Origin of the sequence: Methylotuvimicrobium sp. KM2 (assembly GCF_038051925.1) — a bacterium.
Lineage (GTDB): Bacteria > Pseudomonadota > Gammaproteobacteria > Methylococcales > Methylomonadaceae > Methylotuvimicrobium.
In genome coordinates this window covers 692,282-718,663 of sequence record NZ_CP150634.1, presented here as the reverse complement: position 1 = coordinate 718,663, position 26,382 = coordinate 692,282, and the positions used below count along the sequence as shown (strand labels likewise).

Here is a 26,382-nt window from a genome sequence, read left to right as displayed (position 1 = left end):
GGGGTCAGATTCTGAGGTATCCCCACAAAATAGCCAAATAAAACGATTTGCTATGGCTGAAAATTGATAGATATATTGATTTTTTCATCGTTCCTACGCTCTGCGTGGGAATGCATCCCGGGACGCTCTGCGTCCCCAGGGGTCGATAATCCCGAAAAGAGCAACGATACATGCTCGACTGTTTCTTAATCCAATTGCCCGCCGCAGTCGACGCAGAGCGTCTAAAGCGGCATTCCCACGCAGAGCACTCGCCGTTATACACAAGTATCGGTAAACTTGCTAAACAAAGGTCATCGTACACCTGGAAACGGTGCTGTTTGATAAATCTGCGGATATTGAACATCGGTGGCTTCGAAATCGCGACGAAGGCGTCGCTCCCACAAGGGGGCCGGATGCTCTGTGGGAGCGATCCCCAGATCGTCCCTCACCTAACGCTAGATGAGGGAAAGTCGGGAACGTTGAGCGACAAAAAATGGTATCGAGGCCTCATTAGCTAAGATTGCAAAACAGTAATTTTTTCTGGTTCCCACGGTCCTCCGTGGGAACCCATACCTTGTCAGCCGAGGCAAGATCGGTATGCATTCCCACGCTGAAGCGGTGGGAACGAGTAAAACGGTCGATTTTGACTTATGTATAACGGAGCGCAGAGCATGGGAACGAGCGTTTTGTGGGGATATCTCAGGGTCGGGTTACATTTTAGAGCCAATGTTTTTTCTAGCCCCGACACACGACTTCGACGAACGGAATCTCCCATACCGGGCATTGAGAGCGCTTGCGATATTGCTCCTCGCCGTCTTCGGCATGGCGGCGGATCATTGCAAGCACGGTCACTTTTTCTGCATTGACGTATTTGTCCGCCCATTCATGTTGGGCTTTTTGCGACAGCGCGGCTACGGTCTCGCCGCCGGATTGCAAAACCAATTTACTGTTGATACGGGCGAAATTCAGTTCGCAGCCCGGATTCAATTCCGCGAGACGTCGGTGTATCGAATGTTGTTCGGGAAATAAACCGGCATAACCGATGTTGAAGTCTTTTAAGCCCAGGATTTCGTAATCGCGAAGAATGATTGGCCGATCTTGCGCGTCGAGCTCCGGCGCTTCGGTAATCAGCAAATGATCGCCCCGTAGCTCGGACAGATACGGATTGCGAAGATCCTTACGATGCATCAGGCAAAGCGTTTCTCGCGCGCGGGTCATTGCAACATAGAGTAGACGGCGCTGCTCTTCTTCTCCGGCTCGCGAATTCCAACCGCCGTCGATTACCACGACATGATCGAATTCGAGACCTTTGACCGAATGCACGGTGCCGAGCAAGACGCCCTGTCCGAAGGTTCGGTCGAGGCGTTGTTCGACGAGCGTTTCGGCGATGAAATCGAGAGTCTGACTATTGGCCGTCTCGCCGTCTCCGGTTACATTCCGCCAGTCGCCGAGAAGTCCTTTGAGCTGCAATAGCCATGGGTTACCCGGTTGCTCGCCATAATGTTCGTCCAACCAATCGAGCCAATAAGACGGACGCGTCAGCGGTTCCTCATGATGTTTCAACGCATCGAGTAAACCCGCGTTTTCGCGAATGCGAAACGGCGGCGGCCTGCGATCGGCCGGCAGCACGATGCTGACAGGAATGCCTTGCGCCTCGAAAACGGCCCGAACCGGACTCAAAAACTGCCATTCGCGTGCAAGCACCGCGCAGTTCGGCCATTGCAGGCGAACGTCTAATTGCCGCAGCCGCTTGAGTTCTTCGGCAACCTGCAAGGCTTGCATCGACTCGCCTAGGGTATCGATTTGCCTAACTCTGCCGCGCGTTAGGGTATCGAGCGCTTGCCATCGCCCGCCGGGCTCGAGATTGCCTCGCTGTTTGTTGATCCGTATCGGATGCTGTTGTTTCATCCTATCCCGGTTATGTCCGATCAAGGCGTTCGAGGCGGCAATGATATGCGCGCTCGAGCGGTAATTTTCGACTAGGTAATGCACCTGCGCTTGATAGTCTTGCTGAAATTGCCGGATGAACTCGACATTCGCGCCGCGAAATTGGTAAATATTCTGGTCGTCGTCGCCGACCGCGAGAATCGTCAATCGGCTGTCGTCGTCGAGACTGCGTCCGGCAATCGCTGAAATGAGCCGGTATTGTGCCTCGTCGATATCCTGGTATTCGTCAACCAGGATGAAACGGTAACCGGCCAGCAATCTATCTCGGGCTGCGTCCGGTTCGACGCCGAGCAAATTTTTTTCGCCCTTCAACAGAGCAATCGCCTCGCCGATCATTTCGGCGAACGGTTCGCTCGAGGCTTCACCGTCGCTGTACAGACCGCTTACGGCATGACCGGTCAAGCGCAAACTGAAACCATGATAGGTTTGCACGGTTACGTAGCGTGCTTCATCGCCGGCCAGCTCGATCAACCGGCGCCGAATTTCATTCGCGGCGGAACGGTTGAAACACAGTACCAAAATCGCCCGCGCCGGTACTTGCTTGACGCGTAACAAATACGCGCAGCGGTGCACGACGACACGCGTCTTTCCGGAACCCGGCCCCGCCAGAATCAGCGCATTGTCGTCTTCCGGCGCCGAGACCAGCGCGATTTGCTCGGGGTTATTGAGATCGGAGGCGATGCGCTGAAAGGCTTGTTGGCTGGCCGCGCGTTCGAGTATTTCCTTGCGCCCGGCAAAATAGCGCTGCACGAATTCGGCCTTATCGAGCGAAAAATAGGCGACGACGAAGGCCAGCGCCTGACCGATTTTTTCGAGTCCGCGCCGCGCATATTCGTTCATCACATGCACCTGAAACACCCGTTCGCCGTAATGCTGCGACAGCGGTTCGTAATCGCCCTTGCGGTAGCGCCGCGATTTTGCTTCCGGCAAAACATTGATGGTCATCGCCTGACGAAAAACCGCCAGGCCTTTTTGCAAGGTAATGATTTTTTGTTCATGCAAAAAATTCAGCGCCCGCTCGACCGCTGCGAGCGGATCTTTCACTTCCGCCAATGCGACCGCATCTTGCTGCAAGGCCGAGAGCAAGTCTTCGGCGGCAAATTCGACCAGCACATCGGCGGCCGGCGGCGTGCCTTCCGGTACCCTTCGGACGATGCAATCCAACACGATCTTGGCGATGCCTTGCCGTTTTTCGGCAGTCGCAATCAGCGCGGGCCAGCCGCGGTTTAATTTGACCGCATATTGATCGAGCCCCCGATGGCGCACGAACAAACTGCCTTTGTTGCCGGCAAGGCCCAAGCCGTCCCGACTCAAACTGTTCAACAACAGGCGCAGCGCTTCCAAATGGCTTTGTTCGAAACCTTGATCCAGCAAATGTTGGTTCAGATGCCGAAGCGACAAGACCTGCCAATCGTCGCCTGCGGCATCGGGCGCTAATTCACGCATCGCGGCGATCATCGCCCTCTCCAGATCGCAGACCTTGGTTAACCGTGCCTGAGATGATTGGGTCACCTTGTAGCGGATGAATGCGGTCAGTAGCAGACTTTTTTGAATCAGCCCCTGCTCGGCCATGTCGTACAAAGTTCTGATCACGCGTTGACTGGCTGTTTCGCCGGGTTTGTCTTCGTCATTTTCGGCAAACGCGCCGAGCATCGCCAGTTGGTCGGCGCTGAAGCCTTCGTCACTGTCGGCATTGAACAATTCTTCGAGAATCGCCAGCCAGCGCTTTTTCTGGCGTTGCGACAGCGGTAATTTATCGATCTTGGCTTCGGCTTCGTCGAGACTTTTGACCTTCGGTCGACCCTGGAAAACTTGCGTACGGTTTTCGTTGCGCTCCACGAAACCGGCCCGCTCCAGCCAAGAAACCGCCGTGACGACTTTAGTTGCGGCATTATAATCGTCGCTACCGAACGACGTGTCGACCGCATCGTTCTGCAATAGCTCGCCGGCCGTCAAGACGACATTGCCGGACTTGTCTTTTTTGCATCGCCTGATTCCGCGTAGCAACTGTGCGATATCGCGCTGCGTGATTTGCGAGTGCGCCGATAGTTTGAATTGCGTGTCGATATCGTTCTCATCGAACAACAGCACGCATTCGGCATCCTGACGGTCGCGCCCGGCGCGCCCCGCTTCCTGCAAATAGTTTTCGAGCGAGCCCGGAATGTCGGCATGAATCACCAAGCGTACGTCTTCCTTGTCGATACCCATGCCGAACGCATTGGTCGCGCTAATCACGCGGGTGATGCCGCCGACGAAGTTTTCCTGGATATGCTTTTTCTCGGCCGCATCCTTGCCGGCGTGAAAGGCCTCGGCTTGCCATCCTGCTTGTTGCAGAAACTCGGCCACCGCTTCGGTGTTTTTTTGGGTCGAACAATAAACGATCGCGCTGCCGGTCTTGCCGGTCAAGCGCTCGGTCAATAGGGAGTGGATGCGCGGATACTTGTCGGCGGCATTGACGGTCTGCACTTCGAAATGCAAATTGCTGCGTTCGACGCCGCCCTCGAAAACCGCCAGCTCCTGACCCAAATGAGCGCGGAAATAATCGATGATTTCATCCTTGACGTCTTGCTTCGCGGTCGCGGTGAAGCATTGCACCGGCGGCAGCGGCGCGTGGTGCTTCGCGGCGAATTCCTTGATGAAGCGCGCGGCATAGAGATAATCGGGCCGAAAATCGTGTCCCCATTTCGATAAACAATGCGCTTCGTCGAACACCCAGCAGCCGATTTCTCGTTGCGCGATCGCATTTTGAAAACCGGTATTGCGCAGTTGTTCGGGAGAGACATAGAGTATCGCGATGTCGCCCAACTGTATCGCTCTGAGCACTTCGCCTCGCTCGGGTGCGGTCAACAGACCGTAGAGCGCGGCGACATTCGGCGCGCCGGTCTTGTTGCGCAAATTATCGACCTGATCCTTCATCAAGGCCTGCAGCGGCGAAATCACGACCGTCAACACGCCGCGCCGCTGATAGCGCACCAATGCCGGCAATTGAAAACACAACGACTTACCGCCGCCGGTCGGCAATACCGCAAACAACGGCCGGTCGCTCATCGCGGCCTGCACGATCGCTTGCTGTAAGCTGCCGCCGTCATCGCTTGCCGGTTCCTCGCGAAAAGCCGGAAATCCGAAATAGCGCGTCAATTGACTCACCGGATCGTGCACGCCGGCGCAATAAGCGCATGCCGGATTGCCGCATGGAATATCGCGCAGTTGACTTAACACCGGCGCGACATCGTGAAAGCGTTGCCGAACCCACGGCGGCAGCACCGAATTGCCGCCCGCGACCCGCAGCCAGGCTAGGCAATAAGCCAACGCTTGACGCAAACGTGGATCGGGCAGATAGGACAACACGACCTTGTTGAACGCGGTCTCGCAGACTTTACCGGACGAGGTTTGCTTGAATATATCGAAGGCTTGCGAGGCGCCCGGTAATTCGGCCCCAACGGACTCCATCATGCGGCAGATTCCGCTGAAATCAGGATCGCCGGAAAAGGCGTAGTGATAAAACGATACGATGCCGAAGGCTTGTTGCTGTTCGCGCAAGGCATTCCATTGATCCTGAAACAGCGACTCGGCCAACTTGGCGTCGAGCAAAGGATCGCTCAGGCCGTCGCGCACCAACTCGTAATTCTTGACGAGGCGATGATACGGATTTTCGGGAAAAGCCAGCGGCGACAGATACAGCGTATCGACGACCGGTTTGTTCAAAAAGCCATGATTCGGAGCTATCGCACGGCAAACCGGCAAGTCGTGGCCGAGCAGGTTATGACCTAGGATACATTCAGCCTCGGAGGCAAAGCGGTCGAATTCGCCTAAGACTCTTCGAATATCGAAAGGCGCCTTGCGAATAAACTCCTGCCCGCGAAAGCGCCCGCCGAGCGCAAAAATCTCGCCGTTTTCGTTAGTTTCGAGATCGAGGCTGCAACAGTCGTTTTGAAAGGCTTGCCAGTCCGTTGTCATAGTTATCTATTTCTCGCACTGAGGCGCGGAGTTATTGTTGATTGATTGTAAACCATTCTTACGTTCCGCTCATTCCCAAGCTCTGCTCTCGCCTTTATACACAAGTATCGGTAAACTTCCTAAACAGAGGTCATCGTATAAATGGAAACGGTGCTGTTTGATAAATCTGCGGATATTGGATATCAGTGGCTCCGAAATCGCGATCAGGGGATTGCTCCCACAGAGCATTCAGCCCCTTGTGGGAGCGACGCCTTCGTCGTCCCTCACCTAACGCTAGGTGAGGGAAAGTCGGGAACGTTGGGCGACAAAAAATGGTATCGAAGCCTCATTAGCTAAGATTGCAAAACCATAATTTTTGACTTATGTATAACGATGAGAACGGAGCTTGGGAAACAGCGATAACAATACACCGAATCCGCCAATGAACCGAACCGAACGCTTTTACGCGATTGAACACCTGCTACGCCAGCAGCGCGTCGTGCCGATCGCCGTTTTTCTCGAACGACTCTGCATCTCCCGCTCCACGTTCACGCGCGACATCGAATATCTACGCGACCGCTTGCATGCGCCGATCGTTTGGGACCGTGAGGAAGGCGGTTATCGCTTCGACGATCCGCCTTGTGAAGGACCAGCTCACGAGCTTCCCGGATTGTGGTTCAGTGCCGGAGAATTGTATGCATTGTTGGCCGCACAAAAATTGCTGTCGGACCTCGAACCCGGCATCCTGGCTAGACATATCGCTCCATTGCAGACGCGCCTGACCGGTTTGCTGGAAGCCGGCGGTCATCAGGCCGGCGAAATCGCCGAGCGAGTTAGGCTGCTATCGATCGCGAAACGCCACGTCGAGCCGCATTTTTTCAGTGAAATCGCTTCAGCCTTGTTGAATCGCAAGCGACTCGAAATCGACGCTTGGAACCGCGGACGTGATGAAATCAACCGGCGTATCGTCTCCCCGCAACGGTTGATTCACTACCGCGACAACTGGTATCTGGACGCCTGGTGTCACTGGCGGCAGTCCTTGCGAACGTTTTCGGTGGACTGCCTGAAGCGAATGACGATTTCGCCCGATGCCGCGCGCGACATACCGCCCGAGCGACTCGACGAACATTTGGCCCGCGCTTACGGCATCTTCTCGGGCCAACCCGTCGATTGGGCGGTTTTGAAATTTTCGGCGGAGCGTTCCCGCTGGGTCCGTTACGAAAGCTGGCATCCCGATCAAGTCGGCGAGGATTTGCCGGACGGCAGCTACCGTCTCACATTGCCGTTCGCCGACACACGCGAATTGTTAATGGACATTCTTCGCCACGGCCATCATGTCGAAGTCGAATCGCCGCCATCCTTGCGCGATACTGTCGCCGAAGAAGCAAACCGCATCGCAAAAATTTACCGGGATTGAGCGCTGCCTCAGTTTTTGAGCCACTGAGAGTTTATGCTGGCCTCGCGTTAGGGATTTTAAAATTCCGCTCATTCCTAAGCTCTTGCTTGGGAATGCAGGACTGGAAGCTCTGCTTCCCGATGCCGGCAAGGGTTTCCCAAACCGGAGTTTGGGAAACAGCAAATCGCCTAACGCAAATCAACATCCCATTACCGACCTTTGAGTAACGCCATGCATGCAAACGATTTGACATTGAACAGCATCATTCAACATCCAAAACATGGTCACTGCCGTGTTTGCTTCGTTGGCGAGCAGTATGTCGGTCTCGAGCTGGAAAATCGTAAAGAAGTACTGATCAAGAAAGAATTACTTGAGCAGGAACTCTTCGCCAAACCATTGCTCCCGGAGGAAAATGCTGACAAATCGGATATTCCGGCATCTTGGCCCGATTCGACGTTTGTTTATGAAACCGCCGAAGCCGAGCATTTTCCAGGATCGCATTGGCTGGCGTTCTTTGCCGACGCACAGGATCTGTTGGAGCAATTGCCGGAAATTCTGCCGCAAGCATCGGTGCAATCAGGTTACGGCGACTTTTATCCGCCGCCTCGTATTAAACCGGAAACTTGGCGAGAAGGCTTTCAATTAGCCTGGCCGGAACGGCAACAAGGTTTGGCAATCGTCATCGACAAAAAACCGGAGGGCAATGGGGTTGTCGGAATCTTCCCATTTTCCGATGCCGGCATGCAACAAACGCTGACACTCGACAGGGTTTCGGTATGGGAAAGCGGCGTCGAAGCCACAATAAAAGCAAGCTGGGGCATTGCCGAAATCGAGTTTTTCGACACCCGTTTTTTGATCAACCGTCATTGGTATGAGTCAGGGCGAACATACGACTTCATTTTAGCGGGAATCGCCTACGACGCTCGGCCTGCCGAGCATTTGGAAATGCCAATCAAGCGACATCCCGACGAAGCGGCCTGGCTCAACCGGCATTTATCCGCCGAAGAAACGCCTGTATCGACCGAGTTGACGATTTCTTTTGACGGTTCGGCAATCTTTTTGCCGATAACCGACTGGGACCGCGACGATTACAGTTTTCATGCTCCTATCAAGTCGGTATGCGAATTCAAGGATTGGCTCGGTCAAGAGGGTTGGCGGGTTCGCGCGACGGTCATGCGATTTGACGAAGATGCCGACTTGGACATCTATATTTCACGCAAAGTCTGGTCCGGTTCGGAACCGCCGCAAATCGGCCAGGACATCGAAGGAAGGTTATGGCTGCAAGGCTATTTATGGCTGGTGCATCATTGAGGTAAGCACATGAAAAGACGATCTTTTATCACGGCATTGACAGCGCTACTCGGCGCGGGCAGCGTATCGGCGGAAACACGTTCTTTCAGGCGGCAAACGGATAACCAGCCGGACATCGAATTACAACGCTCGCCGATCGCCGGTTTCCAGTATCACGAAGGCGAAGCGGTGTGGGATCGATTGTCCGTAAACGATGATCTTCACTTGATTCGCGAGCCTGAAAACCGCTACGACCCGCGTGCGGTTCGCGTCGAATGGCGGGGTTACAAGCTCGGCTACGTGCCGCGCATCGACAATGCCGCCTGCTGCCATTTGTTGGATAACGGCAGGCGCTTGAGCGCGCGTATCGTTGCGTTGAACAAGTCGCATAATCCATGGAAGCGCATCCAGTTCGCGGTTCATCTGACCGAACGATAACGGATATGGGCGTCTTAATCGGGTTGTTACTGGCGTTTCTAGGCTTTCTGTATTCGATATGGCGTTTGTCGTGCTGGCTTTTCGACATCGATCACCGACAGGATAGCTTCTTGAAATGGTTGATAACTGGTTTGTTCTTATCCATTTTATTTAGCAACTGAAAAATATATCAAACCAATAGCATTTTATGGTTTTTGCGGTTCTTCATGGAAATCGATACCTTCCGTGCATCCCCAAGCTCCTTACTTGGAAATGCAGCACGACAAGCTCTCTAGCTTTCAGAGTTCGGTATACATAGTTTTCGAGAAGGGTTCCCCATTGGCGCTTGAAGTCCTTGCGCAAATCATCGGTTATTTGCAGCAGAGTTCAAGACGCGTAGGCGCAAGTGCATCAGAAGCTGAGCTTGCGCCACTTGGTTTGAATTCACAGCTCGTTACCATCCTGGTATTTCTGCCTTTGGCTCCGGAAAGCCATGCAATACGGGTGCAAGCCGACACGGGCCGAATTATCTAATTCATTGACCAGGCCGGTTTTCCTGAGCGCCGAAGCGCGGATATCGTTGCCGGCGCCGCTCTAGGCGTGGCTGAATTTAAGATTATCGGTGAAACTTTTGGGGGAATCGGGCAATCTTAATCTTGCTTCCCGCTCCCACTGGGCGGCCACTCTTCGAAGTGTCCCGGTGCGTAGCTTCGGCATCGGGGGCCACGACTCCAGCTCCCAATCCGCCGCGGGTAAGCGAAGCGTCGGGTTGCGTAGGCGCATGTGTAGCTCTCCCTGCCGTGCGCGCACCTGGGTCTTCTTTAGGCCCGACTAGCATCCAAGTATTTCTATCTTTGGCTCTGTAAAGCCAAACAATATGCCTCCTCATAACGCAAGCCCGCGGGTTAAATCATTCAATTCATTAATCATCGGCTTTTTGCAACAGCGTACGATTTTCGGCGTCGCGAACCAGGCCGGCTTTTTGAAGCACCGAACCGGTGGCGTTCACGCGGCTGAATTTGAGTTTATCGGTGGAACTTTGGGTGGAATCGGGTATCTTGTTTGTACCAGCACCCATTCCCTAGCTCTTTGCTTGGGAATGCAGTCCCCGGAAGTTCCTGCTTCCCGAGGCCGACAAGCGGAGCTTTGGAAACTGCAAAATTGATCTAATCCGATGCGGTCATGCGGTAGAAACTGAACTATATTCATCACAATACCGTGAAACACGGTTACGTGGATCTGCCCGAATATTGGCGCTATCCGAGCGTTCGGAACTATCCGGGGCAGGCGGGCTTGATCGATGTCGTTCGTGACTGGTGAGTTTTCTGGAAGCCGGAGCTTCCCTGCTTAGCTTCCCAAACAGAGCTTGAGAAACAGAAAAATAACAGCGAACAGAAAAAAAAGAAATTCGATGAGATTGTTTTAAATGAATGAAGAAAACACGTTGCGAACACGCTTAAACGAACTACCGCAAGAAGTACTTGCCGATTTTATCTGCAGCCTGTACGGCGAAGATGAAAGACTCGACCGACGTATAGAGCGCTTACTGATAAGCGAAGACAGCAATGCCTTGACGAGATCGTTGAGACAGCAAATCTCGACACTGAAACATCAAAAAAACTTTGTCGATTACTACGAAGCCGAGTCCTTGGCGGATGAGATACAAGAACTTTTGGCGGAAATCGAACACCATATAATGCCCTCAGCGCCGGAACAGGCATTTAAGCTGCTAGATGCCTTGCTGGCCACTTCCGTCAATAGCCTGGAACGCAGTGATGATTCCAATGGTGCTATCGGCGGTGTTTATCAGGATGCTTGCATATTATGGCTGCAAGCCGCCCGATTGAGCCCCGCCCCGCCGGAAGGATGGCAGGATCGAGTCAAAAACCTGGTCAATGAAAATGACTATGGTATATACGACGTCTTGCTGCCGAATGCGCATCAACTGTTACCCGAAGAAGAATTGAGACACTTGGCGTTGTTTTATGAAACAGGCGTGCGCAATGCGCTGAACCAAAACCCCAACGGTACCGGTTATTTTAGCGAGCTAGCGAATTTGCAAGGCATTGCCGAAGCCTTGAAAGATCCGGCTCTGTATGAACGCTCGATGCTATTGGTCAGTCCGGAACCGAATTCGTTACAGATCGGCAATCTGGCGCGTTTTTATTTGCGCTGCGAAGATTATCAAGGCGCGCTCAAATGGCTAACTGAACCGTGGCCGGCTACCGGTTGGCAAAACAACAATGCCGAACGATTATCTCTATTGGCCGAATGTTACCGTGCGCTTGATCTGCCGCACCAGCAAAAGGAGGCACTTAAAGCCCGCCTCGACATCAGCCCAACCTTTGAAAATCTTCAAGCGCTTTTGCCACTGGCCGAGAAAGATGAGGCCGAGGATCTGCGCCAACGAACGATCGAGCAGGCCATGCTTAAAAGTTCTGTCTCGGCAAAGCTAGAATTGTTGTTCCAATTGGGCGAGTTCGACCGCTCTCGTCAGGTGTTGTTTGCAGAGTCGGGCGAACTGGCTAAATGTCATTACCTGACATTGACCCATTTGCTTGGACTGGTGCCGGCCGGCGCCGTTTTGATTCGTATCATCCTGCAACGTTGTCTGCTCGACGACATTCTGAATAGAGGCAAATCCCAAGCCTACCATTATGCCGCCGATTATCTCAAAGAACTGCGCAAACTGGATCAGCAAAAACCGGAATACGGCCCGATGATCAACCATACTGTCTATGAGCAGCAATTGCGCGCGCAACACGGACGGAAACGAAGTTTTTGGCCTTTGGTCGATACGAAATAGCAAGGGACGGCGGAAGCGTTACCTCACAGAAGACCTGCTATGACACGATTCCGCTCACCGCGCATTCCCAAGCTCTTTGCTTGGGAGTTCAGCTCGAGAAACTCTCTGCTTCTCGATAAAAGATGGGCTACAACGCTCAAATTTTCCGCAAAATATCGGCGATCAATTCCGGACCTTTGTAAATCAGGCCGCTATAGACCTGAACTAGACTCGCGCCGGCTTGTAGCTTTTCCAATGCATCGTCTCCGCTCAGTATTCCGCCGGCCGCGATAATCGGTAGCTTACCGTTCAATTCCGTTGCCAAGGCAGCGACGACTTCGGTCGATTTTTTCTTGACCGGCGCTCCGCTCAAGCCGCCGGCCTCTTCGGCCAATTTATGGCCCGCGATTGCATCCCTTGCGATCGTCGTGTTGGTTGCAATAACCGCGTCGATTTCAAACTCGAGCAATAGCGCTGCGATATGGCGGACCTCATCCGGCGTCAAGTCGGGCGCGATCTTGAGCGCCAACGGCGTGTATTTGCCGTGTTCTCGTTGCAATTTCACTTGTTCTTCCTTCAATGCCGCAATCAGACCCTTGATTTCGTCGCCCTGCTGCAATTGCCGAAGATTTTTCGTATTCGGCGAGGAAATATTGATCGTGATGTAGCTTGCCGCACGGTAGGCCTTGCGCAAGCCGATCAAATAATCGTCGGCGGCCTTTTCGATCGGCGTGTCGAAATTCTTGCCGATGTTGATGCCGAGCACGCCTTTATATCGACAGTGTTCGACGCGGTTCAACAGATGATCGATGCCTTTATTGTTGAAGCCCATGCGATTGATGATCGCCTGATGCTCGGGCAGACGGAACAAGCGCGGTTTCGGATTACCCGGTTGCGGGCGCGGCGTGACCGTACCGATTTCGATGAAGCCGAAACCTAAGGCAGCCATCGCATCGATATAATCCCCGTTTTTGTCGAGCCCGGCGGCCAAGCCAACCGGATTCTTGAATTCGAGCCCCATGATCTTGACCGGCTTGGCAGGCAGTTTAGGATACAGCACCGATGACAATCCCGAACGATGCGCGGCTTGCAGCGCCTTCAAGGTTAGGTTGTGACTGACTTCGGGATCGAGGGAAAATAATATCGGGCGAATTAATGGATAAAGGTTCATTTGAACAAGGAGTGAAAGAATTGATCGTTTTCGCCGGAAAATCGTGGTATTAAAGGGTCTCCGGCGGGTTTCATGGAAAGCTTGGGAATCTTGACTCATAACATCAAGAGCGCTGTGTGTTATACCTATCGCACTTCAAATTTCGGTTTTTTAAACCCCTCACCCCAGCCCTCCATAGGCGCCAACTTAATGTTTATTCTATAGTGCATTTGTGGCTTGATTCGTCATATCAACATGGATTGCCGATATCCATGTTACATGGGTGTGAAGCTAAGCATTGCCATCCCTAGCCCTGGATTCCGCCAATCCCTGGCGGAATGACGCGTTTTTCCTTAAGTTGGCGCTTATGCCCCAGAGCCCTCTCCCATTGTGGGCGAGGGATTATAATGCCGAATTTTCATGTGCGATGAGTATATTTTTTGAACGGCAACATTCGAACCAGTGCATCATCCTTCGCGAGATAATGATGATACAGCGCGGCCAAGACATGCAAGCCAATTACGTAATAACCGACCGTGCCGACCGTCGCATGGACTTCCTTGATCGTTTTGGCGAGCTCCGGATTCTTGCCGATCAAAGGCGGAAGTTCCAAGCCGAAAAAGGGTATCGGTTTACCGGCTGCGCTTAGCATGAACCATCCGGCCAAAGGCATGCCGATCATCAACAAATAAAGACTCCAGTGAACGGCGGAAGCCAAATATTTTTGCCATGCGGCAATGGCGGGTTCGATCATCGGCTTGACGTTACTCAGGCGTACAGTCAGACGCAGCCACACCAATAAGCCGACCGACAACCCCAACATAAAATGCCACATTTTCAACGCTTCGCGCGGATCGCTGCCTTTCGGGTATAGTACGCGCAATTCGATGCATGCATAAAGGCCCGCCATCAATAAAAACATCAGCCAGTGCAGGCTTATCGCCAGCGAACCGTAACGTCGAGGCGTGTTTTTCCAATTCATTTCTTTGTTTCCTCGTTCCAGAGACTGTGAAGGTTTTCATGACTACGGAATAACCATGAAGAATTAGACTGTTAATTTTATAGTCTTTTTCTTCATTGTCTTCATGCTCTTCATGGTGAATTTTTTTATGATGAAATCACCGATTTAAAATTCGGCACGCTTGACTTAAGCCGGGTTCCCACGCAGAGCGAGGGAACCCTCTAGAATTAAATTATTATTGCTTAGACATCAGTCCTTTCGCGAACGCGATCGCCTTTTCCGCCAGATCGTTGACCAAAGACGGACTATCGCCATGAGGCTCGACTTCGCCGAACGGCTTGCCGTTTTCCTGTGTGAACTTCAAAATAAAATAACCCAGCGGTGCAAAAGCTACCAAGGCAATGACTAACATCGCCACAACCAATTGAATAAGATCACCGGACATGATTTCCTCCTCGTTTTTATAACATTATTTTTTTTATTGGAATCAGGAATATAACGCCGTCATTACGATGGCTCAAGCGAAAAATGCAATTTCCGATATGAATCTCGGTTTTTCACCGCTCCAAACCAAGCCTATTCGCTAAACCAATCGGTTGCTTTGCCTAAATTATCGTCGTATACTTCCGACCTAGCTTACTTGATCAAGCTGGCATAACACTTATAAACATACTTCTGGAGGTATTGATTATGAAATGGGAAACACCTAGCTACACAGACCTGCGTTTCGGTTTTGAAGTAACGATGTATATCTACAACCGTTAATCATTACGGTCGAATAGAAAAGGGGCTTGTAAAAGCCCCTTTTTTTGGCTATTTATACGGTAATAGCTGCCTCCGCTACCGGAAACACTTGAAAACTCAAAACGAATTGTAGGGTACGCTACGCGTACCTAAATGTCGGCACAACGGAACCCATGAGCGCACGTTAAGCTACGGGCGGGTCTCCTGCGGTACGCACAGCGTACCCTACAGTCTTTTCGGCATTCGCATATTATTAATTTCAATTATTAACGCAAACATAGCCTTTTTTGCGTCGAATTCCTGTTTCGAATAAGAAATTTTCCCGGCTTGACTTAAAAGTCTTTCCTTGCACGCAACAAAGCCCCGGCCGTTTGCGGACAACCTTTAATTGACGTATGATTCAGCTCTTTTAATCATTCGAAACAATGCCATGAAAATCAGAGTTCTCGGCTCGGCAGCCGGCGGCGGTTTTCCGCAATGGAACTGCAACTGCCACAATTGTCATCGTATTCGCCGCAATGAAATGAACGGCGTCCCTCGCACCCAGTCGTCGATCGCGGTCAGCACCGATGACCGAAATTGGCTGCTGTTCAACACATCTCCGGACATCCTGACACAGCTCCATGCATTTCCGGCGATTCAACCGCGCGAAGGCGTCCGCGACACCGGCATCAAGGCAATCCTGCTGATCGACAGCCAAATCGATCATACGACCGGTTTATTGATGCTGCGCGAAAGCCGGCAGCCGCTCGATATTTATTGCAGCGACATGGTCAAACAAGACCTCAGCACCGGCTTCCCGACCTTCAAAATGCTCGAAGATTACTGCACCGTCAATCATCATCCGGTTCCGCTAGACGGCAGCAGCTTTACGATTGCCGGTATCGAAGATTTGAAATTTTATACCCAGTCGCTGAAAAGCAAGGCGCCGCCCTATTCGCCGCATCGCCACGACCCGCATGACGGCGACAATATCGGCGTGATCATCGAACAGATTTCGACCGGAAAAAAAGCCTTCTACGCACCGGGGCTCGGCGAAATCGAACCGCATGTCATGGACGCCATGCAACTGGCCGATTGCGTAATGGTCGACGGCACATTTTGGACCGACGACGAAATGGTCTCGCAAAACATCAGTCACAAACGCGCCCGCGAAATCGGTCATTTACCGCAATCTGGCCCAGGCGGCATGATCGAAGTGCTGAACGGCGTGCCGAACACCCGTAAAATACTGATCCATATCAATAACACCAATCCGATTTTGGACGAAGACTCCGAGCAGCGTAAAACACTCGATGCCGCCGGCATCGAAGTATCCTACGACGGCATGGAAATCGTTTTATAAAAGAAACCCCGGTAAATCCTATGAGCAACAGCGAATCAAAACCCTGGACCCGTGAAGAATTCGAAGCCCAGCTTCGCGGGATGGAAAAGTATTACCATATCCACCATCCGTATCACACGCTGATGAACGAGGGCAAACTGACCAAGGAACAAATCCAAGGCTGGGTCGCGAACCGCTATTATTACCAGGTCATGATTCCGATCAAGGATGCTAACATCCTAGCCAATTGTCCGGACCGCAAGACCCGCGCGATCTGGATTCAACGGATATTGGATCATGACGGCCATCCGAACGATCCCGGCGGCATCGAAGCCTGGATTAGGCTCGGTATCGCGGTCGGCCTGACTCGCGATGAAATTACGTCACTTCAATATGTACTACCCGGCGTGCGTTTCGCGGTCGATGCCTATGTCAACTTCGCGCGCCGCGCCGATTGGCATGAGGCCGCCAGTTCGTCGTTGACCGAACTGTTCGCGCCGAAAATTCATCAGCAACGCCTCGACAACTGGCCGACACATTATCCGTGGGTTGAAAAGGAAGGTTACATTTATTTTCGCAAGCGCCTCACCGAAGCGCGCCGCGATGTCGAACACGGACTGGAATTGACGCTGGACTGGTTCAAGACCCGCGAACAGCAGGAACGCATGGTCGAAATCCTACAGTTTAAGCTGAACGTGCTCTGGACGATGGCCGATGCGATGTATATGGCTTATATTAACGAAATGCCGCCTTATTTCAACATCAAAGCCTGATCCGGTAATCACGATGCAATGGTCCGATGTCATCAATGACCCAAGTTTACAAAACCTTCCCTTCAAGATAGAGCTGAATCGCTATGGCAAAATCGAAATGACGCCGGCCTCGAACAAACACGGTCGATTGCAACTCTTCCTCGGCAACCGGCTCGAGCAAAATCTTAAAAACGGAGAGACAATCACCGAATGCTCCATTCAAACCACGGAAGGCGTCAAGGTTGCCGATGTTGCCTGGTGCTCAAAAGATTTTATCGATCGCCACGGTTACGAAACGCCGTACAGTCAGGCACCGGAAGTTTGCGTCGAAATCGTATCGCCTTCCAACTCGAGAGAGGAGATGCTGAAAAAAACCCAATGCTATTTGGAAGCTGGTGCCGGTGAAGTCTGGATCGTTTGGGAAAACGGACTTATCGATTATTACGACGCCTCCGGCAAAATCGAAAAATCCAAGATGAATGTCGAAATCCATCTACCGAGTTGAAATAACGTAATGCAAACGGCGATACAAAAACATTTGTTCAGCATTTCAGATTTCGATCGCATGGCGGAACGAGGCCTGTTCAATGAAGAGTCCCGCATCGAATTGATTGAAGGAGAGTTTTTCGATATGGCACCGATTGGCAGCAAGCATGCAAGCATCGTCAGCTTTTTGGCAAGTGCCTTGATTAAAAAACTGAGCGACCGCGCAATCGTGCGCATTCAGGACCCGGTTCGACTCGGCGATTTTTCCGTGCCGCAACCCGACTTGGCGGTCGTCGAACCTAAAACCGATTTTTATCGAACACGGCATCCGGAAGCGAACGAAATTCTGTTGCTGATCGAGGTGTCCGACTCGACCGCCAGTTACGACTTGAACACCAAAATACCGCTCTATGCCAAATATGCGATTCCCGAGTGCTGGCTGATCGATATCGACAAAAAAACAGTGACCCGTTTTACCGAACCGCTTGAAAACAGCTATAAAATGCAGCACATTTACCATGCCGAGGAATCCGGACAATCGATTCAATTCGATTGCCTTTCAATCAACTTAGGCAGCCTGCTTGATTGAAAAGGCAAAACCGGAACCTCACCGCAACCTGCTACTTGAAAATTTTTCGGTATTACCATTAGCCATTATTCGAATCAAAACACTATGACCATCGACCCGGAAAAAAACATCCGCTTCTCGCCGACGCACCGGCTGCAATGGGAAGAAGCCCAACAAAAAGACGTTATTCTCTATCCCGAAGGCATGGTCGAGCTCAACCAAAGCTCCGCCGAAATCCTAAAGCTTTGCGACGGCAAGCGTAAACCGCAGCAAATCGTCGACGAATTGGAACGAAAGTTCGAAACCACAGGTCTTCGTAACGACATCATCGCATTTCTGGACGTAGCACTACAAAATGGCTGGATCAGACAAGATTAATATTACCCCTCCCCGCTGGCTGCTGGCCGAGCTAACTTATGCTTGCCCGCTGCAGTGTCCTTATTGCTCGAATCCGCTCGATTATGCAAAATACCCGTCGGAGCTTTCAACCGATGACTGGAAACGAATCTTGTCTCAAGCGCGCAAGATGGGCGCGGTACAACTAGGCTTGTCCGGCGGCGAGCCGCTGGTGCGCCGCGATTTGTCCGAACTGGTCAAGCACGCGCGCGAATTGGGTTATTATTCGAACTTGATCACATCAGGCTATGGCCTGACCGAAGAGCGCATCGTCGAACTGAAACAAGCCGGGCTCGACCATATTCAAGTCAGCATTCAGGCCAGCACGCAGGAATTGAACGACCATATTGCCGGCACCACGTCTTACGAACATAAGAGAGAAGTCGCGCATTTGGTCAAGAAACACGGCTATCCGATGGTCTTATGCGTCGTGATTCACCGCGAAAACATTCATCAAATGCAACAGATACTTGAAATGGCCGAAGAACTCGGCGCCGATTATCTGGAGCTCGCGAACACGCAATATTACGGCTGGGCCCATGCCAACCGCGACCTGTTGCTACCGACCCGGGAACAATTCGAACAGGCCGAAGCGATCGCTCAGGCTTATAAAGAAAGAGTCGCCGGCAAGATGAAAATCTATTATGTCGTGCCCGATTATTACGAAGACCGCCCGAAAGCCTGCATGAACGGCTGGGGCACGACTTTTCTGACGATCGCGCCGGACGGCGTCGCGCTGCCTTGCCATTCGGCCCGCGAACTGCCGGGCCTGGATTGCCCGAATGTCAACGATTACAGCATCGAGGAAATTTGGAATGAGTCGAAAGCCTTCAATTTCTTTCGAGGCTTCGATTGGATGAAGGAACCCTGCCGCAGTTGCGACGAAAAGGAAAAAGACTTCGGCGGCTGCCGCTGCCAAGCCTATTTGTTGACCGGCGATATGTACAACACCGACCCGGTCTGCAGCAAATCGCCGAACCGGCATGTCGTACGAGAAGCCATTGACTCGGCGAAGTCCGCATCATTGGCGCCAGGCGAAAAGCCGTTGATTTTCCGCAACAGCAAAAATTCGCGGCAAGTCATGTAGCCCGTATGCAGCGTAGCGGAATACGGGAATGGCGTGTTTTCGAACTTCTAGGAGGAGCCAGGCTCCATCCGGGCTACTCGTCGTAAGGCATGCGATACTTACACTACATCGACTATTTTACAAACCTTCCCACGGAGTAAATAAGCCTTCGGTTTCGACGCCGAACATCGCCAGAATACGCCCTACTCCGTCGTCGACCATCGCTTCGATCGAGTTCGACTTGTTGTAAAAAGCCGGCATCGGCGGATAGATGATGCCGCCCATTTCAGTCACCGCCGCCATGTTGCGGATGTGCGCGAGATTCAACGGCGTTTCGCGCGGCATGATCACCAAACGCCGGCGCTCCTTCAGCACGACATCGGCCGCGCGCGAAATCAAGTTATCGCCGAAACCGTGCGCGACCGCCGCCAAGGTTTTCATCGAACACGGCGCTATGATCATGCCTTCGGTCTTGAAACCGCCGCTCGCGATCGTCGCGGCGACGTCGTTGATATCGTGCGCTACATCGGCCCACTCATAGAGCTGTTTGCGCGACATAGCCATCTCATGTTTCAGGTTGACCAAACCGGCCGATGAAATGACCAAATGCGTTTCCCAATCGGACTGATCGCGCAACACTTGCAGGAATCGGAGCCCGTAAATCGCGCCGGTCGCGCCGGTGATGCCTATGACGAGTCGTTTTTTTGTATTCATGACTTTATTGATTCCACGGAAGCTTATCGGCCATTGCATCGGTCGCCGACACCAAGGCGTCGATCATGTCCTTGCCCTGCGCGATATGCCCGGCATTCGGCAATACGATGAATTCGGCATGCGGCATGGCTTTATGCAATCGCCAACCGGCCTCGATCGGACAAACCAGGTCGTTGCGGCCGTGAATGATGATCGTCGGAATAGCCTCTAAACACGCGCAATTGTCGAGAATCTGATTTTCGTCGATAAAATAACGATGTTTCGCATAATGCAGCTCCATGCGAACTTGTTCGAGCATCGTATACGTCGCATGTTTCTCGTGCGGCGCCGACTTGAAATCGGAACCCAAAGCGACTTGCCCGCCCCAGGCGGTCCATTCCTTCGCCGCGCGCAGCCGCGCCAACTCGTCCTCACCCCACAAGGCATCGCACAAACCTTGCACCGGGTCCTGCTCAAATTCGGAGGGAATGCAATCGGCCAAACGCGCCCATTGTTCGGGATAGATGCGCCCCGCTCCGCTTTTGACGAACCAGTCCAAGTCCTGTTGCCGAGCCAGGAAAACGCCGCGAATGATCAAGCCCAGCACCTTGCCGGTATGCCGCTGAGCATACAACAAGGCAAGCGCACCACCCCACGAACCGCCGAACACGAGCCATTGCTCGATGTTCAATCGAATGCGAATCCGTTCCATGTCGTCGATCAGGGCTTGAGTATTATTGTCTGCCAATTCGCCGAACGGCAGGGACTGACCGCAGCCGCGCTGGTCGAATAGAACGATTCGAAATCTTTCGGGGTCGAAAAAACGCCGATGATCGGGCTTGATACCGGAACACGGCCCGCCGTGCAAAAACACCACGGGCAGACCGTCCGGATTGCCGCATTGCTCGACATAGACCGAGTGCTTGCCGGCGTTCAAAAAGAACGTATCGAATGGGGATATTTCGGGATAGAGGGTTTTCATCAAATTATAGGGCTGACGGAAATTCCAGCCATATTAAAACCTTATGTTTAGTTTTAGGCGGCTTTTTGCTAAACGTCGATTCGAAGCATGCTTTCTATGCTCAAATGATAATCCAATCCGGGCCATTCGATTCCCGTCCCGCGACAAATAAAACGATAATTCGACAATTCTTTGAACGACGCTTCTTGTAATTCTTTATACCATGCCATCGGCGTCGATATTAATCGGCTGTCTTCTAGCTCGACATGTAAATACCGATCGTCGAAATGCACCGATTTACCTTTCACTGAAATAGTCATCCCATTGCCTTTCAAATTCATCTTTATGGATTTCAAGCAGGCTTATAGCCGCCTTCAAATCTTTCGGTTTCATGTAATTCTTGACGACGCGAAGATCATACAATTCAATTTTCGCATACGCATCCCCTTTTACAACATGAACATGTTTTGGTTCATGTTCATTGGCATAAAAGAAGAATTTTCTGGTTCCCAAGGTCTTCCGTGGGAACCCATACGTTGGCTGACGAAACAAGCTCGGTATGCATTCCCACGGCGGACCGCTCATCGTTATACATAAGTCAAAAATTACTGTTTTGCAATCTTAGCTAATGAGGCTTCGATACCATTTTTTGTCGCCCCACGTTCCCGACTTCGAAATCGCGATCTGGGGATCGCTCCCACAGAGCATAAGCCCCTTGTGGGAGCCTGTAGGTCGGGTTAGCGAGAGCGTAACCCGACATGACAATCGAATAAGTCGGGTTACGGCTTACGCCTAACCCGACCTACAAGGCTTGATCATCGCGGATAAAGCATTACCGATTTCATATGGTAATATTTCAGGAGCATAGATACTGGCGCCCGAAGTATGTTGGATGATGCTCTCTCTTTCCGGCTCATCAAAAACCACCGCTAAAAATATACTGGTGTCGGATAAAATGTTCACAAGCTGAATTTTACAGTCTTGTCATCATTTGACAAGCGGCCAAAACCAAAAGGTGCGCGATGCGCACCCTACGAAGACATAAAAAAAGGAGGGCATGAAGCCCTCCTTTTTGCTTGGCTTATGTATTTAGAGTTAAAACTTGAAACCCAAAGAACCACCCAACGTGAAGCCGTCGGTATCGACGCCGTCAATATCGTCGAATGTGTGGTGATAACGGCTGTCCGCGCCGAGCACGATGCCGTTCCAGATTTCATATTCGGCACCGATACCGAACTGCATGCCGGTGTTCAATACGGTAATCGCATCGGACGGCGGGCTGATGATGTTCATGTCCAGACCAACCGGGATCAACCAAGGACGGAATTTGCTGCCGTGCATGAATTTGATCTTCGGCGCGGCGCTGAGTCTTATCATGTTGACAGTAACAGTCTCTTGTGTGTTTGCTGGTACAGCTCCACCACTTAAAAGTGTTAACGCAGGGTTTAAACCATTACGTCTCTCATCCTTAATCTCGGTGTATTCGACGCCTAACTCAAGTGCAAAAGAGGTATGATCCATCAGGCCGAACAGATCGTTGTTGACATTGAAGTCGATCGCGCCGCCATAGTAGAAAGCGTCTTGGTCGGTTTCGCTGGTCAGCAAATCTTCACCATAACCGGTACCGAGAGTTTGTACGCTATCTCCTCGATTTTGATTGAACCGATACCATCCACCACGAACCGAGAAGGTATGGTCCTTCGCTTGCTCTGCTGCCGGAGCCGATTTGACCGAGGCCACCCATTGATCCAATTCCTGAACTTTCGCGGTGTTTTCGGAGGCAGAACGGCTCGCCGCATCGCGCACGCGGTTCAATTCGCCTTGCATTTCCTGCAGCATTTGCGACATTTGATTGACTTGCGCTTCCAGCGCTTCCACTCTGGCATCGGCCGATGCGGTCGGTGCGGCCAGCGCGCCTGCCGCCAATACCGCAGCCACTCCCAGAGCCGTTTGAGTTTTGTTCAGTTTCATCGTTTCCCCCTCGTAAGAGATTTTTTGTTTATGTTTTTTTTTGCCTTAAAACAACAAGACTTTTTCACGAAAAAGATAATAGCAGCTAAAGCCGATCCTTACAAGATCCTTACAGTAATTAAGGATTTTTATTTTTTATTGGATAATCATTATTAATCAAACACTAATGAAAACAACATCAACAAAGGTTCGATCTGTATGCTAAAAACAACAATCTATTAAAATTTGGCCGAGCTCTGACCATGCGGTATTTAGTAACGCTCTTTTGCAGTTTTTACTGTGAAAGTTCGTAGATTTGGGTTCTTTATCTAATCTTTTGATCTGCAAATCTCCGTTCTGGCAATTCCGTTTCTGAAGCGGGTGCGGTTGCTCGATCGACAGGCGTCGGCGGCAGGGACAGCCGCCGTCGAGCCTACATGGACGTATTCACCCAGCACCTAAATAAGCCATGATTTTGAATCATTGCCAAAGACCTATAGAATTTAGGTGCTGGGTTCACGGCGTCTTGTCGGGCGAGTGACCGTACCCAGCCATCCCTCGCACTTTCATTTGCCGGGCCTTCATGAACGTTAGACACCCTCTCTTCAAACATCATTGACTTTCGTTTTTTGCTTCATCTAATGGTCGCACCGGTTAAAGCCGCGTAAAATAGCGCTTTAATCAAACCATACACGAACAGACATCCGATGATTTATCGAGCCTCAATACGACAGGCCCCGCGCGGAAACGTCTAAACCAAATTAAACCAAAATGACTACCATTCCTGACATAACGATTATCGGCGGCGGCATTATCGGCCTCTTGACCGCCCGCGAACTCACCATGGCCGGCGCCCGCGTGAGCATTCTGGAAAAAAACGCTATCGGACGAGAGTCTTCCTGGGCCGGCGGCGGCATCTTATTGCCGATTTATCCGTGGCGACAACCTAGCGCGATTTCCGAATTGGTCCGGCACAGCTTGGATATTTACCCCACGCTGGCGACGGAGCTCAGAGAATCGACCGGCATCGACCCTGAATGGAGTCCGTGCGGACTGTTTATCAGCCGCAACCCCGATATCGAACGGGCTATCGATTGGTGCGAACGTTATAGTATCGATTATCGGACCGCACAAACGCCTAGTTTGGATAATTTAAATTGCGACCCACTCAATCCGCTCTGGCTACCCGATATCGCTCATACCCGCAATCCTCGCTTGTTGAAGTCGGCCCGCCGGGATGCGGAAAACCGAAACGTCGAGTTGCTCGAACATTGCGATGTGCAAAACGTCACCGTTAATAACGGCAGAATCGTTTCACTAACCACCGACAGAGGCGAGCGTTCGGTCGGCCATCTGATTGTCAGCGCCGGCGCCTGGACGAACATTTTATTCGAGCGCTTTTTTCCCGGACTCGCGGCACCTGACATCAAGCCGATCAAAGGCCAAATGCTGCTTTACGACGCGCCGCCCGATCTTTTGCCGGGCATGATTCTCGAGAACGATCACTATTTGATTCCGCGCCTCGACGGTAAAATACTGGCCGGCAGCAGCGTGGAACAGTGCGGCTTCGATAAATCGACCTCGGAAGCGACATACCACAAGATCAAGTCTTTCGCCGAACAGTTATGTCCCGCATTGAAAAGGGCGTCGATCATTAGCCACTGGGCCGGTTTACGCCCCGGCACCGCGCATGGCGTTCCTTATATTTTTCGGCATCCCGACCTTGAAAATCTGAGCGTCAACGCCGGTCATTTCCGTAACGGCTTGGTCATGGCGCCGGCATCGACGAGCTTGATGGCGGATTTGATTCTCGGTAAAACACCGATGCTCGACCCGGAACCTTATAACCTACTTGCCCCTCATTAATCCGAAAATGCTATTCCGGCCGCGACCTAAACAAGCGCGTAGCCCCGAATGCCTCGGATCTTGGCAGGACGGGTTAAATAACCCATCCCGCAGAAGAAGCTAGAGCTTCCTGAATAGGTTACCCAAGCTGGAGCTCTCATCGTTATACATAAGTCAAAAAATACCGTTTTGCAATCTTAGCCAATGAGGCCTCGATACCATTTTTGTCGCCCAACGTTCCCGACTTTCCCTCACCTAACGCTAGGTGAGGGAAAGCCACTGATGTTCAATATCCGCAGATTTATCAAACAGCACCGTTTCCAGGTATACGATAACCTCTGTTTAGCAAGTTTACCGATACTTGTGTATAACGGCGAGAGCTGGAGCTTGGGTAACAGCATATCTTAGTCTTTGTGACCTCGATGCCATTTGCAGAGGAATTTAGGATTATTATTCCTTGGCAGGACGGGTTATATAACCCGTCCTGCAGAAGAATTGAGCGCGAAGCTTCATTGCGATGATGCCAAGGCTTGCACTTCGACCGTGATGTGTTTGATTCGGCGAAAGTCGCCGAGCAAGGCTTTATAATAGTCCGGCGGCTTTGGAAAACGAGTCGTCACGGCAACGATCGCGGCATATTGGTTAGGGCCGATTTGCCAGACATGGAGATCGGCCACTCGATTATCCGAGTCGTTTTCCAACGTCATCTTGATCGCGGCTGTGTAATTTTCCTCGATACTGCCGTCCAGCAATATTGGTCCGGTTTTCTTCAACAAGGTCATCGACCAACGCAGAATAATCAATGCACCCAATATGCCCATCGCGGGATCCAGCCAATTCAATCCGTAATATTTTCCGCTCAGCAATGCGGCAATCGCTAAAACCGAGGTCAACGCATCGGCCAGCACATGAAAAAACGCCGCCTCGAGATTATGATCGTGATGATGTTCGTGCTCGTCGCCGTGTCCGTGATCGTGGCGGTCAATCAGTATTAGCGCGCACAGCAAATTAATGAACAAGCCAATCCCGGCCACCACGATCGCTTCGTCGAAACGAATGGTTTGCGGATCGAAAAGATATTTGATCGATTCCATCGCCATGACCGCGGCAACGACAGCCAAGGTAACGGCACTGGCAAAACCGCCCAACACGCCGACTTTCCCGGTGCCGAATGAAAACCTAGGATTACGGGCGTTTTTTCTCGCATAACGATAGGCAAATACCGTGATCATGAACGCCGCGACATGGGTACCCATGTGCCAACCGTCGGCCAACAAGGCCATCGAACCATAAAAGATTCCGGCCGTTATTTCGGCCACCATTGTCACGGCGGTTAAAAAAAGGACGAAACTTGTCTTTTTCTCGGCTTTTTTATGCTGTTCGATATCCCGGTGCAAATTGCAACTCAGTTTTGAATCCGCGTCGCGCATACGATCCTTTCCGGCATTAAAACGTTGAAATTGGCAATAACGACCGCTATCCTTTTTAAACCTAAAAAAAGCATTTCACCATGAAGATCATGAAGAATAAGAAGTCAATTCAATAACTTGTTGTTTATTTGCATAGAACTTTCGTTCACTCAAGAGGTTAGCAATAATGTTTAGGTAATCTCTGGAAATACTTCAACCTCATTTGCTTCATAGTTAAATTGTCGAATTTAGGTTGAACGGTCCTATTTTCGTGACAGTTGAGAAGACACTTTGAAATCGTGTTTGCTGGAAGTCAATTAGATTATA

Annotated in this window: 22 protein-coding genes; 12 read left to right on the top strand and 10 right to left on the bottom strand. The window is 51.6% G+C overall.

Features of this window, described 5'->3' with window-relative positions; genetic code table 11:
- Window positions 1-714: 714 nt before the first annotated feature.
- Window positions 715-5,883, bottom strand: a complete 5,169-nt coding sequence (locus WJM45_RS03150; RefSeq protein WP_341327538.1) for a RecQ family ATP-dependent DNA helicase — start codon at window positions 5,881-5,883, stop codon at window positions 715-717.
- Window positions 5,884-6,304: 421 nt separating this feature from the next.
- Here WJM45_RS03150 and WJM45_RS03145 point away from each other — a divergent pair, with 421 nt between their 5' ends.
- From WJM45_RS03145 to WJM45_RS03135, 3 genes are all read left to right on the top strand, one after another.
- Window positions 6,305-7,279, top strand: a complete 975-nt coding sequence (locus tag WJM45_RS03145; protein ID WP_341327537.1) for a WYL domain-containing protein — start codon at window positions 6,305-6,307, stop codon at window positions 7,277-7,279.
- A gap of 210 nt (window positions 7,280-7,489) precedes the next feature.
- On the top strand, window positions 7,490-8,569 hold the full coding sequence (locus WJM45_RS03140) for a hypothetical protein (RefSeq protein ID WP_341327536.1): 1,080 nt from the start codon (window positions 7,490-7,492) through the stop codon (window positions 8,567-8,569).
- Window positions 8,570-8,578: 9 nt separating this feature from the next.
- On the top strand, window positions 8,579-8,986 hold the full coding sequence (locus tag WJM45_RS03135) for an HIRAN domain-containing protein (RefSeq protein WP_341327535.1): 408 nt from the start codon (window positions 8,579-8,581) through the stop codon (window positions 8,984-8,986).
- A gap of 901 nt (window positions 8,987-9,887) precedes the next feature.
- Here the strand turns inward: WJM45_RS03135 and WJM45_RS03130 are convergent.
- Window positions 9,888-10,043: a hypothetical protein gene (locus WJM45_RS03130; RefSeq protein WP_341327534.1), complete on the bottom strand. Its 156-nt coding sequence runs from the start codon at window positions 10,041-10,043 to the stop codon at window positions 9,888-9,890.
- Between the two features lie 348 nt (window positions 10,044-10,391).
- Here WJM45_RS03130 and WJM45_RS03125 point away from each other — a divergent pair, with 348 nt between their 5' ends.
- Entirely contained in the window at window positions 10,392-11,771 is a 1,380-nt protein-coding gene (locus WJM45_RS03125; RefSeq protein ID WP_341327533.1) for a DUF6880 family protein, read from the top strand.
- A 136-nt stretch (window positions 11,772-11,907) separates the two neighbouring features.
- On the opposite strand, the gene WJM45_RS03120 is transcribed toward WJM45_RS03125, so the two are convergent.
- The 3 genes from WJM45_RS03120 to WJM45_RS03110 all read right to left on the bottom strand — a co-directional run bounded on the left by WJM45_RS03120 (window position 11,908) and on the right by WJM45_RS03110 (window position 14,306).
- Window positions 11,908-12,921, bottom strand: a complete 1,014-nt coding sequence (locus tag WJM45_RS03120) for a quinone-dependent dihydroorotate dehydrogenase (protein WP_341327532.1) — start codon at window positions 12,919-12,921, stop codon at window positions 11,908-11,910.
- Between the two features lie 397 nt (window positions 12,922-13,318).
- Entirely contained in the window at window positions 13,319-13,882 is a 564-nt protein-coding gene (locus tag WJM45_RS03115; protein ID WP_341327531.1) for a cytochrome b, read from the bottom strand.
- Between the two features lie 214 nt (window positions 13,883-14,096).
- The gene (locus tag WJM45_RS03110; protein WP_341327530.1) at window positions 14,097-14,306 is read right to left on the bottom strand and encodes a hypothetical protein; all 210 of its coding nucleotides are present in this window, start codon (window positions 14,304-14,306) and stop codon (window positions 14,097-14,099) included.
- Window positions 14,307-14,551: 245 nt separating this feature from the next.
- On the opposite strand from WJM45_RS03110, the gene pqqA reads away from it, so the two are divergent.
- The 7 genes from pqqA (at window position 14,552) to pqqE (ending at window position 19,218) form a co-directional block, all read left to right on the top strand.
- Window positions 14,552-14,626 carry a pyrroloquinoline quinone precursor peptide PqqA gene (gene pqqA, locus WJM45_RS03105; protein ID WP_006892363.1) on the top strand — a complete coding sequence of 25 codons (75 nt, stop codon included), beginning with the start codon at window positions 14,552-14,554 and terminating at the stop codon, window positions 14,624-14,626.
- A 409-nt stretch (window positions 14,627-15,035) separates the two neighbouring features.
- Window positions 15,036-15,950, top strand: a complete 915-nt coding sequence (gene pqqB, locus WJM45_RS03100) for a pyrroloquinoline quinone biosynthesis protein PqqB (protein ID WP_341327529.1) — start codon at window positions 15,036-15,038, stop codon at window positions 15,948-15,950.
- A 20-nt stretch (window positions 15,951-15,970) separates the two neighbouring features.
- A complete protein-coding gene (pqqC, locus tag WJM45_RS03095) occupies window positions 15,971-16,702 on the top strand; it encodes a pyrroloquinoline-quinone synthase PqqC (RefSeq protein WP_341327528.1) in 732 nt (243 codons plus the stop codon).
- 13 nt (window positions 16,703-16,715) lie between these two features.
- A complete protein-coding gene (locus WJM45_RS03090) occupies window positions 16,716-17,186 on the top strand; it encodes a Uma2 family endonuclease (RefSeq protein WP_341327527.1) in 471 nt (156 codons plus the stop codon).
- A 9-nt stretch (window positions 17,187-17,195) separates the two neighbouring features.
- Window positions 17,196-17,756 carry a Uma2 family endonuclease gene (locus tag WJM45_RS03085; protein ID WP_341327526.1) on the top strand — a complete coding sequence of 187 codons (561 nt, stop codon included), beginning with the start codon at window positions 17,196-17,198 and terminating at the stop codon, window positions 17,754-17,756.
- Window positions 17,757-17,840: 84 nt separating this feature from the next.
- Window positions 17,841-18,113, top strand: coding sequence for a pyrroloquinoline quinone biosynthesis peptide chaperone PqqD (gene pqqD / locus WJM45_RS03080; RefSeq protein WP_341327525.1), 273 nt, complete (start codon window positions 17,841-17,843; stop codon window positions 18,111-18,113).
- Window positions 18,091-19,218, top strand: coding sequence for a pyrroloquinoline quinone biosynthesis protein PqqE (gene pqqE, locus WJM45_RS03075; protein WP_341327524.1), 1,128 nt, complete (start codon window positions 18,091-18,093; stop codon window positions 19,216-19,218). The genes pqqD and pqqE overlap by 23 nt, the downstream gene beginning before the upstream one ends.
- A 117-nt stretch (window positions 19,219-19,335) precedes the next feature.
- Here the strand turns inward: pqqE and WJM45_RS03070 are convergent, their stop codons facing one another.
- From WJM45_RS03070 to WJM45_RS03055, 4 genes are all read right to left on the bottom strand, one after another.
- Window positions 19,336-19,911: a UbiX family flavin prenyltransferase gene (locus WJM45_RS03070; protein ID WP_341327523.1), complete on the bottom strand. Its 576-nt coding sequence runs from the start codon at window positions 19,909-19,911 to the stop codon at window positions 19,336-19,338.
- Window positions 19,912-19,915: 4 nt separating this feature from the next.
- The gene (gene pip, locus WJM45_RS03065; protein ID WP_341327522.1) at window positions 19,916-20,872 is read right to left on the bottom strand and encodes a prolyl aminopeptidase; all 957 of its coding nucleotides are present in this window, start codon (window positions 20,870-20,872) and stop codon (window positions 19,916-19,918) included.
- Between the two features lie 68 nt (window positions 20,873-20,940).
- Entirely contained in the window at window positions 20,941-21,171 is a 231-nt protein-coding gene (locus tag WJM45_RS03060; protein ID WP_341327521.1) for a DUF2442 domain-containing protein, read from the bottom strand.
- A 775-nt stretch (window positions 21,172-21,946) separates the two neighbouring features.
- Window positions 21,947-22,822, bottom strand: coding sequence for a porin family protein (locus WJM45_RS03055; protein ID WP_341327520.1), 876 nt, complete (start codon window positions 22,820-22,822; stop codon window positions 21,947-21,949).
- Window positions 22,823-23,572: 750 nt separating this feature from the next.
- Here WJM45_RS03055 and WJM45_RS03050 point away from each other — a divergent pair.
- Window positions 23,573-24,667, top strand: a complete 1,095-nt coding sequence (locus tag WJM45_RS03050; RefSeq protein ID WP_341327519.1) for an FAD-dependent oxidoreductase — start codon at window positions 23,573-23,575, stop codon at window positions 24,665-24,667.
- Between the two features lie 488 nt (window positions 24,668-25,155).
- Here the strand turns inward: WJM45_RS03050 and dmeF are convergent, their stop codons facing one another.
- Window positions 25,156-26,076, bottom strand: coding sequence for a CDF family Co(II)/Ni(II) efflux transporter DmeF (gene dmeF, locus WJM45_RS03045; RefSeq protein WP_341327518.1), 921 nt, complete (start codon window positions 26,074-26,076; stop codon window positions 25,156-25,158).
- Window positions 26,077-26,382 lie beyond the last annotated feature (306 nt).

What these genes read in the sequence shown, in the direction of transcription:
- WJM45_RS03145 (WP_341327537.1), top strand. Translation starts at nt 6,305, where the DNA reads ATGAACCGAACCGAACGCTTTTACGCGATTGAACACCTGCTACGCCAG.
- pqqC (WP_341327528.1), top strand. Translation starts at nt 15,971, where the DNA reads ATGAGCAACAGCGAATCAAAACCCTGGACCCGTGAAGAATTCGAAGCC.
- pqqD (WP_341327525.1), top strand. Translation starts at nt 17,841, where the DNA reads ATGACCATCGACCCGGAAAAAAACATCCGCTTCTCGCCGACGCACCGG.
- WJM45_RS03050 (WP_341327519.1), top strand. Translation starts at nt 23,573, where the DNA reads ATGACTACCATTCCTGACATAACGATTATCGGCGGCGGCATTATCGGC.
- WJM45_RS03085 (WP_341327526.1), top strand. Translation starts at nt 17,196, where the DNA reads ATGCAAACGGCGATACAAAAACATTTGTTCAGCATTTCAGATTTCGAT.
- WJM45_RS03150 (WP_341327538.1), bottom strand. Translation starts at nt 5,883, where the DNA reads ATGACAACGGACTGGCAAGCCTTTCAAAACGACTGTTGCAGCCTCGAT.
- pip (WP_341327522.1), bottom strand. Translation starts at nt 20,872, where the DNA reads ATGAAAACCCTCTATCCCGAAATATCCCCATTCGATACGTTCTTTTTG.
- WJM45_RS03060 (WP_341327521.1), bottom strand. Translation starts at nt 21,171, where the DNA reads ATGACTATTTCAGTGAAAGGTAAATCGGTGCATTTCGACGATCGGTAT.
- WJM45_RS03120 (WP_341327532.1), bottom strand. Translation starts at nt 12,921, where the DNA reads ATGAACCTTTATCCATTAATTCGCCCGATATTATTTTCCCTCGATCCC.
- WJM45_RS03055 (WP_341327520.1), bottom strand. Translation starts at nt 22,822, where the DNA reads ATGAAACTGAACAAAACTCAAACGGCTCTGGGAGTGGCTGCGGTATTG.
- WJM45_RS03090 (WP_341327527.1), top strand. Translation starts at nt 16,716, where the DNA reads ATGCAATGGTCCGATGTCATCAATGACCCAAGTTTACAAAACCTTCCC.
- pqqE (WP_341327524.1), top strand. Translation starts at nt 18,091, where the DNA reads ATGGCTGGATCAGACAAGATTAATATTACCCCTCCCCGCTGGCTGCTG.
- WJM45_RS03140 (WP_341327536.1), top strand. Translation starts at nt 7,490, where the DNA reads ATGCATGCAAACGATTTGACATTGAACAGCATCATTCAACATCCAAAA.
- WJM45_RS03135 (WP_341327535.1), top strand. Translation starts at nt 8,579, where the DNA reads ATGAAAAGACGATCTTTTATCACGGCATTGACAGCGCTACTCGGCGCG.
- dmeF (WP_341327518.1), bottom strand. Translation starts at nt 26,076, where the DNA reads ATGCGCGACGCGGATTCAAAACTGAGTTGCAATTTGCACCGGGATATC.
- WJM45_RS03070 (WP_341327523.1), bottom strand. Translation starts at nt 19,911, where the DNA reads ATGAATACAAAAAAACGACTCGTCATAGGCATCACCGGCGCGACCGGC.
- WJM45_RS03125 (WP_341327533.1), top strand. Translation starts at nt 10,392, where the DNA reads ATGAATGAAGAAAACACGTTGCGAACACGCTTAAACGAACTACCGCAA.
- WJM45_RS03130 (WP_341327534.1), bottom strand. Translation starts at nt 10,043, where the DNA reads ATGGGTGCTGGTACAAACAAGATACCCGATTCCACCCAAAGTTCCACC.
- pqqB (WP_341327529.1), top strand. Translation starts at nt 15,036, where the DNA reads ATGAAAATCAGAGTTCTCGGCTCGGCAGCCGGCGGCGGTTTTCCGCAA.
- WJM45_RS03110 (WP_341327530.1), bottom strand. Translation starts at nt 14,306, where the DNA reads ATGTCCGGTGATCTTATTCAATTGGTTGTGGCGATGTTAGTCATTGCC.
- WJM45_RS03115 (WP_341327531.1), bottom strand. Translation starts at nt 13,882, where the DNA reads ATGAATTGGAAAAACACGCCTCGACGTTACGGTTCGCTGGCGATAAGC.